Genomic DNA, 13,979 nt, shown 5'->3' on the forward strand with positions numbered 1-13,979 from the left:
GGAGTGCGAAGGGGTGGGAGTTACAAGTGTGACGGGATTTCGATGGACTCGCTGATCGTCGCGGCCGCCCAGGCGCTTGCTGCCGGAGATGTGCTGGGCGCGCTGAAGCGCGTTGCACTGCGCGACGATGCTCCGGCGCTGGCACTTCGCGGCATCGCCATGGCCCAGCTCGGCGATCTCGCCCGCGCCAAGACCCTTCTGAAGAGTGCGGCGCGCGCCTTCGGTCCGCGCGAGGCCGTGGCCCGCGCCCGCTGTGTGGTGGCCGAGGCAGAGATCGCCCTTGTCTCACGCGACCTTGGCTGGCCGGAAAAGGCGCTGGAGACGGCGCGGGCCGCTCTCGAAAAACATGGCGACCGCATCAACGCCGCCCATGCCCGCAATTTGCAGATACGCCGCCTGCTGCTCATCGGTCATCTGGACGAGGCGGAGCGCTTGCTGGCGAGGCTCGACCCATCGCCACTGCCACCGGCCGTAAGGGCAAGTCATGAGCTGGCGGTTGCCGGCATTGCCATCCGCCGCCTGCGTATCGAGCCGGCACGTGCCGCTCTGACGCGCGCGGCGGAAGCGGCACAGAAGGCAGGAATCCCAGCACTCATCGTCGAGGTGCAGGATGCGGCGCGCTTACTCGACGAGCCCGCCGCGCGCCTGGTGGCTAAAGAAGGCGAAAGACCCTTGTCGCTGGATGAGGTCGAGGCGCTTCTGGCGTCCGACGCCTTTGTCGTGGACGCCTGTCGCAACGTCGTGCGCCGTGCTGGAGACATCATATCGCTTGTGAGCAGGCCTGTGCTTTTTGCCCTTGCGCGCGTGCTCGCTGAAGCGGCTCCTGCCGACGCGCCGCGGGCGCTTTTGCTTTCCCGTGCATTCGGTGCCCGCCATGCCGACGAATCCCACAGGGCGCGGCTGCGTGTTGAGGTCGGCAGGCTTCGCGCCGCCTTGGAGCCGCTCGCAGAGATCAGCGCGACGGCGGAAGGTTTCGTGCTGACGCCTCGGCTGCCAGGTGATGCCGTCGTGCTGGCGCCGCCGGTCGAGGTCGAGCATGCTTCTGTGCTTGCCCTACTTTCGGATGGCGAGGCTTGGTCGAGTTCGGCATTGTCGATTGCCCTGTCGACAAGTCCGCGTACCGTGCAGCGTGCGCTCGACGCGCTTGCGACGGCAGGCATGGTGCAAAGCGTCGGCAACGGACGGGCCTGTCGCTGGATGATGCCGCCCGTCGTCGGCTTCCCGACAACATTGTTACTCCCTGGACCGCTGCCGAGCGACTAGGCTTCTTAATTATCGACGCTCAACCGATCCCGACCGGAGGATGGAAGCATGAAAAAGTTGCAAGCGGAAATCATTCGCGAATACGGTCCCTTCGACAATGCGCCGCGCGTAAACGGCGTCACCTTCGACGGCCAGCACGTGTGGTTCGCCTCCGGCGAGAAGCTGCATGCCCTGAACCCTGAGAGCGGCGAGCAAGTGCGCACGATCGACGTTGCCTCGCACGCCGGCACCGCCTTCGACGGCCGTTACCTCTATCAGATCGCCGAAGACCAGATTCACAAAGTCGACCCGGAAACCGGCAAGATACTCTCCACGATACCGGCGCCCGGCCATGGCGGCGATTCAGGCCTTGCCTGGAGTGAGGGCAGCCTGTGGGTCGGGCAGCATCGCGGCCGCAAGATCTATGAAATCGATCCCGAAACAGGCGCCATCCGGCGCACCATCGAATCCAACCGCATCGTCACGGGCGTGACATGGGTAGATGGCGAGTTATGGCACGGCACCTGGGAGGGCGAAGAAAGCGACGTCCGCCGCGTTGATCCGGTGACCGGCGACGTTTTGGAGCGGCTGGAAATGCCGGAGGGTACCGGCGTTTCCGGCCTGGAATCCGATGGCAAGGACCGCTTCTATGCCGGTGGCGGCGGCAGCGGCAAACTGCGGGTGATCCGCCGTCCGCGTTGAGCGGTTTGCAGTGGAGATATCTTGTGTCCGGCGCCGGGCGATCGGCCCCGGACTTGTCGTTTCAGAAAGAGCAGACTTACGCCTCTGGCTCAAACGATTGCAGCCGGACCGCGACTGGATGGCGCGACTTTAAAATCGTCGAGTATAGACGAGACTTCAGGCTGGGTCCTGCGAGCGCCGACACCCCATCTCATGCATGGTGAACCAACAGCAATGCCATGCGTTTCCAACATGGAAGCCATGCCTTGCTGCTTCGCGTGCTCATCGCCATATTTTACTTACCAATCGCATTCCAATCATTTCCACGTTGTGAGCCGCGCCGATACCGACCGATGCCGTGGGCAATCGTGCGCGCCAAGGAGAAGCCATGAATGAGATCACGAAAAGTCTTGGTGAAATGAACCTGCAGGAGCGGGCTGATCTTATGGCAGCCGTTGCGGATGTACTGCAAGCCACTGCCGAAGAGGCCGAGGAGGACGGCGATACGCTTGCCGTCACCAATTCCCTGTTTCTGGCTTGCAATCTTCGCGGCTGTTCGTCCGATCTCGGCCCGAATGGTCTGAAAGCGGCCGAACTGCTGCTGGAGCAGGGGATTACTTTCATTCACCTGCTGAACGGACGCAAGAAAAGCCGTGGACCCGTGCACTGACGGTTGCGACCGGCGAAGGTCAGTCTCCTATCCGCTTATCAGGTCCAAAACGGTCCAGGCGCGAAGCAGCTAGAAAATGCCGTGGACTGCTAAAAGCCTCAGGCGGAACATCATGGATGTCCCGCCCTTCCGGTCTTGTTGTGCTTGTGTCGGCAGAAATCTTTTCGCCGCGCCTGCTATCTCAATCTTCCTGGATGGCGCTGTCTCGGGCCGTATCCCGCATGAAGAGATAGACGATGAGCGAAATGCCTATCATCGCCGTCACATACCAGTAGAAACCCTGTTCCCAGCCGCTGCTCTTGAATTTCAGCGCCACAAATTCGGCTGTGCCGCCGAAGAGCGTATTGGCGAGGGCATAGGGCAACGCGACGCCGAGAGCTCGGATATGGGCAGGAAACAGCTCCGCCTTTACCACTGCATTGATCGATGTGTAGCCGGTGACGATGACCAATGCGCCCATGACCAGCAGCCCGGCGATGAATGGATCCCTCGTGGTTTCGAGCGCCGAGAAGATCGGATAGGTAAACAGGACGCCACAAAGGCCGAAGCCGATCATCAGCGGCTTGCGGCCGATCCTGTCGGAAAGCCCGCCTGCGATCGGCTGCAGCAGCATGAAGATGAACAGCGTGATTGCGTTGATTTCGCTCGACGTTTCGCGGCTGAACCCGGAGGTATTGACCAGGAATTTCTGCATGTAGATCGAATAGGCGTAGAAGGCGAGCGTGCCGCCGGCCGTCAGCAGCATGACCAGCGCGGTTTCCTTGGGGTGCCGGGTGATCAGCATCCAGAAGCCGGACTTCTGCCTATCGCTCGCGCGCAAATTCTTGAAGCTCTCGGTTTCGGCAAGGCCGCGCCGCAGCCAGAAGACCACGACTGCAAGCGCTGCTCCCATGAAGAAGGGAATGCGCCATCCCCAGGCGTTCAACGCTTCGGTCGTCATCACGGCCTGCAACAGGATCAGGAGCGCGATTGCAAGGAGCTGGCCCGAGATCAGCGTGACATACTGAAAGGACGAGAAGAAACCGCGACGCTCGCGGCCGGCCATTTCGGAAAGATAGGTTGCCGAGGCGCCGTACTCGCCACCGACGGAGAGGCCCTGCATCAGGCGAGCGAGGACCAGAAGTGCCGGTGCCACAACGCCGATGGTTTCATATCCCGGCGTCAGCGCGATAATCAGCGACCCCGCGCACATCAGCGTCACCGAAAGGGCGAGGCCGGCTTTGCGGCCCTTGCGGTCGGCATACAGCCCCATGATCCAGGCGCCGATCGGCCGCATGACGAAACCCACGGCAAAAACCGCTGCCGAATTCAACAGCTGCGCCGTCTGGTCGCCGGCCGGGAAGAAATGCGGTGCGAAATAGAGCGCGAAGGCCGCATAGACATACCAGTCGAACCATTCGACCAGATTGCCGGTGGAGCCGCCGATGATCGATTTCAGACGTTGACGCCGCGCGGCTGCTTCTGTCGCTGCCGTCGTCGTGATGGGCTCCAGTGTATTCAGCATCGTTCCTCTCCTCCCGTTCTTGCTTCGGATCGTCGTTACGCAGCGATGGCGTTGCACACGACGGGTTCGCCAGGGAAGGCCTTGCGCATTCGAATGGCTGGCGGCAGCTATCAAGGCGATATCCGCAATGCCATTGCCCGGCCGACATCCGAAGGTTCTGCGTATTGAAGGCCCACTCTCCCAGTGGCGCTATTGATACGTGGGGAAAGCGCGGTGCACGAGATTTAAGGGCCACTCAGGATATTCCATTGATATATTTCATTTTTCTCAGGATGAGATCGTCACTCTTGGAAAACTTCGCGCAAGATTCTGCATGGCCATTTCGCAGTTTGTGCAATATTCTGCACAAATGAAAGGAACAGGTCTGAAGCGAATTGTGCTGCTGGTAGTGGCCGGTTTAGCCGCTGCCGCGGGCATTTGGTATGCGGCGCTTTCGCTTGGGCGTCAGGACGCTCTCAGGCGGCTGGATGCGGAGGCGAGCGGCCTTGCGGTACAGCATATCCGCCTGCTCGACAGTGAGCTGGCGCGCTTCCGGCTTCTTCCAATCGTGCTCGGCGAATATCGCGATCTTGGCGAGGCGCTCGCGAGCCCCACAACGGATGCCGCCCGCCGACTTGACGACAAGCTTGGTTTCCTGGCGCGGGAAACCGGCGCCTATATCATCTATCTCGTCGATCAGAAGGGACTTGTCATTTCCGCGTCGAATGCGGGAACGGAAGACAGTTTTGTCGGCAAGAACTTCAGCTTCCGCCCCTATTTTTCCCAGGCGTTGAAAGACGGCACGGCGGAATATTACGGCGCTGGAGCCATCAGTGGCCGGCCGGGCCTGTTTCTTGCCCGTAGGGTCGGCGATGCCGCCGCTCCGGCGGGCGTCATCGTGGTCAAATTCGAGTTCGACGCGGTGTCGCGGATCTGGGCGAACGACCGCGGAAAAACGTTTGTCGTCGACGAGCATCAGATCATCCTTGCGGCATCCGACCCGTCACAGGTGCTGACGACGCTTGCACCTCTCTCGCCCGAAGTCCGGGCCGGCATCGCCGCAAGCGGCCAATATCGCGACGCCGCCCTTGCGCAGGGGAATTACCACGTCGAGGATGCCGGTCGCATACACGGTCCGCGAGGCCGGATCATGATCGCTGCGGAGCAGCCGGTGGCCGGGACGCATCTGCGTCTGCTGCACCTTCTCGACACCCGCGCGGCGCTGCTGGAGGCGCAGGCGCAGGCCTGGCTGCTGGCTTTGCCCGTCATCGTCGGTTTGGCAGTCATCGTCACCGCGCTCTGGTGGCGGATGACTCGAGCGGCCAGGGCAGCGGACGATCGGCGAGCACTTGAGGAGGCCGTCGCCGCACGCACGGTCGAGCTGCACGACGAGATGGCTGAACGTGCGCGCGCCGAGGATCGATATCGCGATGCCCGTGAGGAACTTGCCCAGGCGAACCGGCTTGCTTCCGTCGGTTCGATCACGGCGGGGTTGATGCATGAGATTAACCAGCCTGTCGCGACCATCCGCACCCTTGCCGAGAACGCACGCCATCATCTCGCGGCCAATCGCCTCGATCGCGTCGGCGCCAATCTGGATGCCGCGGTCGAAGTGACGGCGCGGATCGGCACGATCACGCAGGAGATGCGGCGTTTTTCACGCAGGGGGCGGCGCGCAGCCGGAGCGGAACCGCTCGATGCCATCATCGCGGGCGCCTTGCTGCTGGTGGGGAATCGGTTTCGCAAAGCCGGCGTGCGGCTGGATCTGCCGCCGCAGGGCCAGCCGCATGTGCTTGCCGAACGGGTGCGGCTGGAGCAGGTCATCGTCAATCTGCTGCAGAACGCCATCGATGCCGTTGCCGGTATCGAGGATCCGCATGTTGCTCTGCTCGTGGACGCTGCCGGAAAGGATATGGTGAAACTGACTGTCGCCGATAATGGTCCCGGTATCGATCCGGCACTGGCCAAGGAAATATTCCGTCCATTCGTTACCGGCAAGCCAGATGGACTTGGTCTCGGGCTCGGGATTGCCCAGGACATCATGAATGATCTCGGCGGATCATTGACCATCGGCCAATCGCCGCTCGGTGGCGCGGCTTTCGTAATGACGGTGAGGCGAGCATGACCCTGGAAGCGCCGCAGAAAGTTCTTCTGGTCGAGGATGACGGCCCCTTCAATGCCGCACTTACGGATTCCTTCGCCATAGCGGGCTTCGACGTGGAGACGCATGGTGACGGGCAATCGGCGCTGGCAAGCCTTGCAACCGCATTGCCCGGTGTGATCGTGAGCGATATCCGCCTGCCGCGCATCGACGGGCACGATCTTCTGGAAGCCGTGCTGGCGCGCGATCCGGACTTGCCGGTTATCCTGATGACTGGCCACGGCGATATCGCCATGGCTGTCGGGGCGTTGAAACAGGGCGCCTATGATTTTATTGCCAAGCCCTTTGCCACCGATCATCTGATCGCATCGGTGCGCCGGGCGCTGGAAACGCGCCGCCTGGTGCTGGAAAACCGGCGTTTGCGGCGGGCGGCTGCCGAGGCGGAGGATGCATCGCCGCTTCTCGGCCAGACGACGGTTATGGCACGGTTGCGCGAAACGATCCGCCAGGTCGCAAATGCCGACGTGGATGTTCTGATCGAAGGCGAAACGGGGACCGGCAAGGAACTCGTGGCCCGGCTCATCCACCGCTGGAGCAGGCGGCGTGCCCGCAGTTTCGTCGCGGTCGATTGTGCCGCCTTGCCGGACGCGATCGCCGACGAGGCTCTGTTCGGAAACCGCGTTCGGCGCGGACGCATTGCCGAGGCCGATCGCGGCACGCTGTTTCTCGATGAGATCGACAGCATGTCGCCCATGCTGCAGGGACGGCTTCTGCGCGTCGCCGAGGAACGCGAGCTGCCTTCGGCAAGCGGCGAGCCGACCCCTGTCGATCTCCGTATTGTCGCTGCCACCAAAAGCGATCTGCATGCTGCCGTCGCCGATGGCCGTTTTCGGGCCGATCTGCTCTATCGGCTGGAAACCGTGAGAATCCGCATTCCGCCGTTGCGGGAGCGCCGCGCCGATATCGGCCTGTTGTTCAGCGCCTTCCTCGACGAGGCCGCCCGCCTGCACGGCGTGCCGCGCCCTCCCATCGATGCCGCGATGGAGGCACGGTTTCTGACGCACGATTGGCCGGGCAATGTCCGGGAGCTGCGTAACTATGCGACCCAAGCGGCGCTAGGCCTCTCCTCCGTTCGCAGTCAGCCTGCGCTGGAGCTTGGCCTCTCCGAGCAGATGGATCATTTCGAGGCAAACATTCTCCGGGCCACGCTGGAACGTTTCGAAGGAGATATTGCCGAAGTCGCGCAGGCGCTCAGACTGCCGCGCCGCAGCCTCTATGCACGCCTGCAGCGCCACGGCATCAATCCGTCCGCTTATCGCAAGTAAGTTAGCTTGCGCACCGATGGTTGCCGGCCGCTTCCGGGCCGTTCAAGGCGCTATGGTGAAACTGTAGCTCCCGTTGGTCTTGTGGCCATCCGTGGAGAGCACGTGCCATTCGACCGTGTACTTCCCCGGCGCAAGCTTGTCGGCTACCGGCACCATGAGCGTGGTGCCGCTATTCATCAGCATGGCCTCACCGGTCTTGGCGGTTGCCTTGTCGGGCCCGGTTATCTTAACGCCGCTGAATTTCACATTGAGACTTTCGGAGAAGGTCAAGTCGAGCTCCGACGGGGCGCTCTTGACCGTGCCGTCGGCCGCCGGAACGGCGGATTTCAGATGGGCATGTGCCATAGCCTGGCCGGCAAGGGCGATACTGATTGCAGTTGCAGCGAGAAGCAGTTTCTTGATAGGGGGCATTTGATTTCCTTATCATGTTGGTGATCCGGGAAGGCCCGCGGATCGCGTGATGGCGATCGGTCGATCACCGATATCCGTTGCCGCAAGGGCGGACGGAATTCCCATTCCCGGAGCCGCACCTCGGAATTAATCCTGCTGCAGCAGATTTCGGATCTTCTGCAGGGCGACGTCGGTATTTTCCTGGTAGGCGATCGTACCTTTGAGATTGCCGTCGGCATCGACGAGCAGCACGGACGCCGTGTGATCCATGGTGTATCCGCCGTCCGGGCTGGGCACTTTCCTGGCATAGATGCGCCAGCCTTTGATCGCCTTCTGCATCTCACCGGGATCGCCCGTGATGCCGATAATCCGGTCGGTGAAATTGCCGGTGTAGCTGTGCATGATCTCCGGCGTGTCCCGTTCCGGATCGACGGTGAAGAAATAGACCTTCAATCCGTCGGCCTGAGTTCCTAGCGTCTTGAGCCAGCCGGCCATGTCATAAAGCGTTGTCGGGCAGACGTCAGGGCAATGCGTATAGCCGAAATAGACGAGCGAGGGATGGCCCGACAGGGCCTTTTCGGTGATGGGTTCACCGCGATCGTCTGTCAGCGTGAAGGTTGCGCCGACGTTGCCGGCGGCCCGGACCTTGGGTGCCATCAGGAAGGTTGCGTAGCCGATGGCACCAGCGCCGACGACAAGCGTCAGGGCGACGGCCGTTGCCGCAAAGCGTCGTCTATTTGACATGGGATGCCTCCTTGTTTGCCGCGATCGATCCGACGGGGAAATCGACTTCGGCCGTACCGGCTTTTTCGAATTTGAGCGATGTCCTCACCGTCTGGCCCTGAAGGAAGGGCGCGGCGACCTTCATGAACATGAGGTGGTAGCCGCCGGGTTTGAGTTCGATGGTTTTGCCAGCCGGTATTGCTAGGCCGCCGGCAAGCTCGCGCATGATCATCACGTCGTTGTCCATCTTCATCTCGTGAATCTGGACCGTTGCGGCGCGCGGTGAGCTCGCAGCCACCAGCCGGTCGTCGGTGCCTCCCGTATTCGTGATGGTCATGTAACCACCACCGACGGGAGCTCCCGGCACCATGGCGCGAACATAGGGTGCGGAAATGGTGAGGTTGCCGATTTTGACATCGTCGGCGGAAGCGAGAGAGGAAGACAGGAATGCCAGCCCGAAAGCGGCAAGGGCAAAAATCGGTTTCAGCATGATCGATATCCTTGATCCGGAAGAGGAGCAGGCGGGCGAAGCCTCTGGCTCCGCCTCACCTCGTCAGGAGAAGAAGCGCCGGAGAGGCGGTACGAAGCGAACCAGGAGCTGGTCGAGGAGCAACATCGCGACGATGGCGGCACCCGTCAGCGGGAAAGCCATGCCGAAGACGATGGCAATGAGCCAGAGGCCGACATAGACAGACTTCTGCGGCGGCATCGGCGGCACACCGAGACGACCCGATGGCCGGCGCTTCCACCACATGGTCGCTGCCGTCACGCAGCAAAGAATGATGGCGAGACACGCGGCCAGCATCAGCAGCTGGTTGAAGAGGCCCCATTCCTGCCCCTGATGGACATTGATGCCCCATTCGATTGCCTTGCCGAGCGCCGGATACTGCTCGTAGGAAATATCGACGAGCGGCTTGCCGGAATATTGGTCGATATGAACGGTTCGTTCCTTGCCGAGGTCGCCGAAGTAGTGGCTTGCCGTATAAACGCCCTTCTTGTCCGAGGGGATCGCAAGATCGGCGCCGGCGATCATGCCGAGCCCATGCATGACGTCGACGGCCTTATCGAGACCGATCGGCTTGGCCGATTGCGCCGCGATATCGGAGAGCGGAACGGGCGCGTTCTCGACGACCCAGCCGGGCCGGCTGACGATATCCTGTGTGACCTTTGTCGATTTCGGAACGTCGTCCCAGACTGCTGCCGGCGTGCCGAGATTGTTTGCGGTCAGCCAGGCGTTGACGTTGGCGCCCCAGTAGCCGGACCACGGCATGCCGCTGAAGGCGAGAAAGAAGATCAGGATGCCGGCAAGCGCTCCCGTCACGGCATGCAGGTCGCGCCAGAAGACGCGGCGTGATGGGGTGCCGCGAATGGTGAGCACGCCGCCCGTCTGCTGGCGCGGCCACCACAGATAGATGCCCGTCACGACGAGCACGAGGGCAAAGCCCGCGACGATCTCGATGAGGCGATTGGTCCATTTGCCGAAATATTCGAGGCTGTGAATGCGCTTGACGACCCAGCCGAATTCCTGCTTCGAACCCACCGACCCCAGGATGCTGCCGTCATAAGGATTGACGTAGACGATCGTCGATTGTCCATCCTTGGACAGCGTTATCCAGGCCGAGCGGTTCGGAGCCGACGCTTCATGATAGGAGGTTGTGCGGGCGCCCGGAAAGGCCGAGAGCGCCGCGTCGGCGATCTGCTGCGGCCGCAGCATGGTGCCGGCCTCGGTGACGAGATAGCGATGCGAGTAGAAGGTATCGGCAATCTGGTCCTTGAATAGATACAACGAACCGGTGATCGCCAGATTGAGCATGAAAGGGATGACGAGCAGGCCAGCGAAAAAATGCCAGCGCCAGATCGCGCGATAGAGCGAGATATTGTGGGTCGCTGCGGCTGCAGGCTCTGCAGCGGTAAAGGCAGACATGAAATCCTCCGAAGATCGGCAGGCTGCCGCAAGGGGCGATCTGAGGAGGGGTGCGGCGAGATGGTTCGCCGTTTGGCGTGAGCCTGCTTTCCCTGGGCAGCCGACCAATCGGCCTGCTTCGTTCGGCAAGATGCAGCTGTGAACACCAATCCTCAGATGTCGCGACGTCATGGTCGCGCAAGCGGCAGCATTGACGGCGGGCATCGCGACGAAAGCCGCAATGCCGGTTCAGCCAACGATGTCGGGGAGGGGTGGTGCTCTCGGGCCTGTATTCGGCGGATAAAGTTGGCGGTGGAACACCTCCGATCTTGCGACGACGGTCTCTCCGCGCGGGGAGGCGAGGCGCTCACAAATGTCGGTCGGAGGCGCGGGCAGCATCGCGGCGGACGCAATCCGGCATGCTTCGCATCCGGGTGCGTAGGCTTTCCCATGCACCTTGCCATCGGCATCCTTATAGGTGATGCAGAGGATGGGCAGCGATCCGTCCGGCAGCCTGTATTGGGCGAGCTCGATCGGGGATATATCGTCGGCAGTTGCGACGATCGGTTGATGGGCGAAGCCGACGAGCAACAGCGCGACGGCGCAAAGAATGCGCGCGCTCCACTGAAATCTTCGCGAAATCGTCTTCCGCATGCTTGTCCCCACCACCGCATTCGCGGATAAGGTTTCAGTCATAGGGCAGGCCTATCGCAAGCGCAATGCGTCAATTCGTGCCGCGCTGCCGTTCGATGAGGGGCATATAAACTATTTTTAGAGATCGCATGGTATCTCGTAGGGACTTCGACCATGCCGCCGCCGCTCATCCGTTGCGACGCGTTGCGAAGACTGGGAATAGCCATGGAAATCGAAACACATTTGATCTCGCTAATACGTGTCCTCGGCCAGGTGGCGATTATTGTTTATGCCTATTCCTGGGTCATCCGTATCGTCGAGCGCGGCGCTTTGAAATCCGTGGCCGTCGGGTTGTTGTTCGGGCTGGTCGGCATCCTATCCATGGGCGATCCCATCCAATGGATGCCAGGTGTGATCCAGGATGGCCGGTCGATCCTCCTTGTTCTTACGCCGATCTATGGCGGCCTTTTGGGAACCATTGTCGCCGCGGTTATGATGGCCCTGTTTCGGTACATGGTGGGCGGCATGGGCGCCGTGGTCGGCGTGGCCGGCATCATAATCGTTGCGACCGCGGGCTATGCGCTCAGTCTGCTGCCGCGGCAATGGACCGGTACGGGCTGGAGGCGGTCGGCTCTGTTCGGTCTGGCGACCTGTTCATCCATTGTGGTTGTCTTCCTTTTTCCGTGGGCGGTTGCGCGCGCCCTTCTTATCTCGGCGACACTTCCGGTGACGATCGTCAATATCCTCGGTGTCATGTTGTTGTCGGATCTCTTGCAGCGGGAGCAATATCGCATTGGCATCCAGCGCGCGCTGGAGAATGAAGCGAGCCTCGATCCGCTGACAAGGCTTCCCAACCGCCGGGTGCTGCAGCGCGAAGGCGATCGATGCAGCAAGGAGGCGGGTATGCGGCGTATCCCCTTCTCGATTATCATGCTCGATATCGATCACTTCAAGAAGATCAACGATAGCTGGGGCCATTCCTTCGGTGACACCGTTCTGGCGCGGTTGGCCGATGTCATCAGGCAAACCGTCCGTAAGACCGATATTGCCGCCCGTTATGGCGGCGAGGAGATCGTCGTGCTGCTGCCCAACACCGATACGCGAGCCGCCGCCGCCGTGGCGGAGAAAATTCGCAAGGATATCGAGGACACGACCTTGATGTTCGAGCAGGAGGCCGTCCACGTCACGGTCAGCATCGGCATCGCCTGCTCTCTGGAACCGACGACGGATTTCAAACATGTGCTTGAGGCCGCCGACAAGGCGCTCTATCGGGCGAAGGCAGGCGGGAGAAATCGCGTGGAACTGGCAGAGGCCGTATAGGCTCGACGCCTTTCAATAGCCACGACCTGCTCTTTCTCATTTCTCGTCCTTGACGGAAAGGGGCAGTCCGGAATAACTGGGCGTGACGGTTCCCCAAGGAAGACTCCGCGGGGATTAATAGGGAACACGGTGAGGATGACCCAAGCGGGACCTAGACCGTGGCTGCCCCCGCAACTGTAAGCGGATTGCCGATCATCCGGGAATGACCAGCCTGCTGGTTCCTTCCTGAGGCTTTGAGCCGCGCCACTGCAAGCATGCTTGCGGGAAGGCCGATGATCGTCACAGATCCGCAAGCCAGGAGACCTGCCGTCGATCACGATCCAATCAGCCGGGCGGGGATGCCCGGAAAGGACAGAGAATGATTGACCTGCGCCTTCGACATTATCCGACACCTATCGGCCTTGATTGGGATCTCCGCAGCCGGCGGCCGTCTTTCTCAGCGCGATCGCGCTGACGCCGCCCCGTTTCCTTAATCCTATCGAGATCTTTCATGCGCCATTTTTTGACGACCATTGCATTTGCATTTGGGCTGATTAGTTTTGCTGGCTCCGGCTTTGCCGCTACCCAATATCCTCTCACCATCGATAATTGCGGTCAGAAGGTCACTTTTGAAAAGGCTCCGGCCAAGATCGTTTCGATCGGACAGGGCATGACCGAAATTCTCTTTTCGCTCGGCCTTGCCGACAAGATTGCCGGAACGGCGGTCTGGGTCGGCCCGGTTCTGCCGCAATATGCCGAGGCGAACAGCAAGATCCCGCGGCTTGCCGATAACGATCCAAGCTTCGAATCCGTCGTTGGCAAAGCCCCGGATCTCGTCGCCGCCGAATTCGAGTGGCATGTCGGCGCGCAGGGTTCCGTCGGCAAGCGCCAGCAATTTTCGGAGCTCGGGATCAATACCTATGTTGCTCCGGCCGATTGTGTCGCCAAGGTCAATACCGATGGCGGCGATGGTGTGCGCAAGGAGCTTTTCACGATGGATCTGGTCTACCAGGAAATCGCCGAGCTCTCGCAGATCTTCGACGTTAGGGATCGCGGCGATGCCCTGATCGCGGATCTGAAAAAGCGCGAGGCGGATGCAGTCGCTTCGATTGCCGCTGCCAAGGCCAAGGATCTTCCGATCGTGTTCTGGTTCTCCAGCAAGGAAGTCAATGGCGATGCCTATATCGCCGGCAAGAACAGCGCGCCGGCCTATGTCCTGAAGACGCTCGGCGCCAGAAACGTGGTGACGACGGAAGAAGAATGGCCGATGGTCGGTTGGGAAACCATTTCGCAGGCCAACCCGGCCGTGATCGTCATAGCCACCATGGACCGCCGCCGTTATGCGGCCGACGATCCGAAGGTCAAGGTCGATTTCCTCGAAAAAGATCCAGTCACCAGCCAGCTCGACGCCGTTAAGAACAAGCATTTCGTCATGATGGATGCGCAATCGATGAACCCGACCATCCGCACCATCGACGGCATTGAAGTATTGGCCAAGGGCATCAAGTCTTTCGGCCTGGCGCAGTAAG

The 13,979-nt window shown here is 61.2% G+C and carries 13 protein-coding genes and 1 riboswitch; of the genes, 7 read left to right on the forward strand and 6 right to left on the reverse strand.

The features are described from left to right. Positions 1 to 42: 42 nt before the first annotated feature. The 3 genes from RTCIAT899_RS24370 (at position 43) to RTCIAT899_RS24380 (ending at position 2,593) form a co-directional block, all read left to right on the forward strand. A complete protein-coding gene (locus tag RTCIAT899_RS24370) occupies positions 43 to 1,263 on the forward strand; it encodes a hypothetical protein (RefSeq protein ID WP_015342474.1) in 1,221 nt (406 codons plus the stop codon). Between the two features lie 48 nt (positions 1,264 to 1,311). After that, positions 1,312 to 1,944 (forward strand): Vgb family protein, encoded by a 633-nt coding sequence (locus RTCIAT899_RS24375; protein WP_015342475.1) that lies wholly within the window; start codon positions 1,312 to 1,314, stop codon positions 1,942 to 1,944. Between the two features lie 367 nt (positions 1,945 to 2,311). Then, positions 2,312 to 2,593 (forward strand): hypothetical protein, encoded by a 282-nt coding sequence (locus RTCIAT899_RS24380; protein WP_015342476.1) that lies wholly within the window; start codon positions 2,312 to 2,314, stop codon positions 2,591 to 2,593. A gap of 181 nt (positions 2,594 to 2,774) precedes the next feature. Here the strand turns inward: RTCIAT899_RS24380 and RTCIAT899_RS24385 are convergent, their stop codons facing one another. Further along, entirely contained in the window at positions 2,775 to 4,097 is a 1,323-nt protein-coding gene (locus RTCIAT899_RS24385) for an MFS transporter (protein WP_015342477.1), read from the reverse strand. A 376-nt stretch (positions 4,098 to 4,473) separates the two neighbouring features. Here RTCIAT899_RS24385 and RTCIAT899_RS24390 point away from each other — a divergent pair, with 376 nt between their 5' ends. After that, a complete protein-coding gene (locus RTCIAT899_RS24390) occupies positions 4,474 to 6,201 on the forward strand; it encodes a sensor histidine kinase (RefSeq protein WP_244441551.1) in 1,728 nt (575 codons plus the stop codon). Further along, entirely contained in the window at positions 6,198 to 7,502 is a 1,305-nt protein-coding gene (locus RTCIAT899_RS24395; RefSeq protein ID WP_015342479.1) for a sigma-54-dependent transcriptional regulator, read from the forward strand. Before RTCIAT899_RS24390 ends, RTCIAT899_RS24395 begins: the two co-directional genes overlap by 4 nt. Before the next feature lie 42 nt (positions 7,503 to 7,544). On the opposite strand, the gene copC is transcribed toward RTCIAT899_RS24395, so the two are convergent. The 5 genes from copC to RTCIAT899_RS24420 all read right to left on the reverse strand — a co-directional run bounded on the left by copC (position 7,545) and on the right by RTCIAT899_RS24420 (position 11,172). Beyond that, positions 7,545 to 7,913 (reverse strand): copper homeostasis periplasmic binding protein CopC, encoded by a 369-nt coding sequence (gene copC, locus RTCIAT899_RS24400; RefSeq protein ID WP_015342480.1) that lies wholly within the window; start codon positions 7,911 to 7,913, stop codon positions 7,545 to 7,547. 126 nt (positions 7,914 to 8,039) lie between these two features. Further along, the gene (locus tag RTCIAT899_RS24405) at positions 8,040 to 8,636 is read right to left on the reverse strand and encodes an SCO family protein (protein ID WP_015342481.1); all 597 of its coding nucleotides are present in this window, start codon (positions 8,634 to 8,636) and stop codon (positions 8,040 to 8,042) included. Continuing rightward, positions 8,626 to 9,105: a copper chaperone PCu(A)C gene (locus RTCIAT899_RS24410; protein ID WP_015342482.1), complete on the reverse strand. Its 480-nt coding sequence runs from the start codon at positions 9,103 to 9,105 to the stop codon at positions 8,626 to 8,628. Before RTCIAT899_RS24410 ends, RTCIAT899_RS24405 begins: the two co-directional genes overlap by 11 nt. Before the next feature lie 63 nt (positions 9,106 to 9,168). Continuing rightward, a complete protein-coding gene (locus tag RTCIAT899_RS24415; RefSeq protein WP_015342483.1) occupies positions 9,169 to 10,539 on the reverse strand; it encodes a PepSY-associated TM helix domain-containing protein in 1,371 nt (456 codons plus the stop codon). Between the two features lie 228 nt (positions 10,540 to 10,767). Next, positions 10,768 to 11,172 carry a hypothetical protein gene (locus tag RTCIAT899_RS24420; RefSeq protein ID WP_041678144.1) on the reverse strand — a complete coding sequence of 135 codons (405 nt, stop codon included), beginning with the start codon at positions 11,170 to 11,172 and terminating at the stop codon, positions 10,768 to 10,770. A 204-nt stretch (positions 11,173 to 11,376) separates the two neighbouring features. On the opposite strand from RTCIAT899_RS24420, the gene RTCIAT899_RS24425 reads away from it, so the two are divergent. Together RTCIAT899_RS24425 and RTCIAT899_RS24430 are read left to right on the forward strand one after the other, a co-directional pair. Beyond that, positions 11,377 to 12,471, forward strand: coding sequence for a GGDEF domain-containing protein (locus RTCIAT899_RS24425; RefSeq protein WP_015342485.1), 1,095 nt, complete (start codon positions 11,377 to 11,379; stop codon positions 12,469 to 12,471). 69 nt (positions 12,472 to 12,540) lie between these two features. Further along, a riboswitch (cobalamin riboswitch) is annotated at positions 12,541 to 12,796 on the forward strand. A gap of 165 nt (positions 12,797 to 12,961) precedes the next feature. Then, the gene (locus RTCIAT899_RS24430) at positions 12,962 to 13,978 is read left to right on the forward strand and encodes an ABC transporter substrate-binding protein (RefSeq protein WP_015342487.1); all 1,017 of its coding nucleotides are present in this window, start codon (positions 12,962 to 12,964) and stop codon (positions 13,976 to 13,978) included. Position 13,979: the final 1 nt, after the last annotated feature.

This window comes from Rhizobium tropici CIAT 899 (assembly GCF_000330885.1).
Lineage (GTDB): Bacteria > Pseudomonadota > Alphaproteobacteria > Rhizobiales > Rhizobiaceae > Rhizobium > Rhizobium tropici.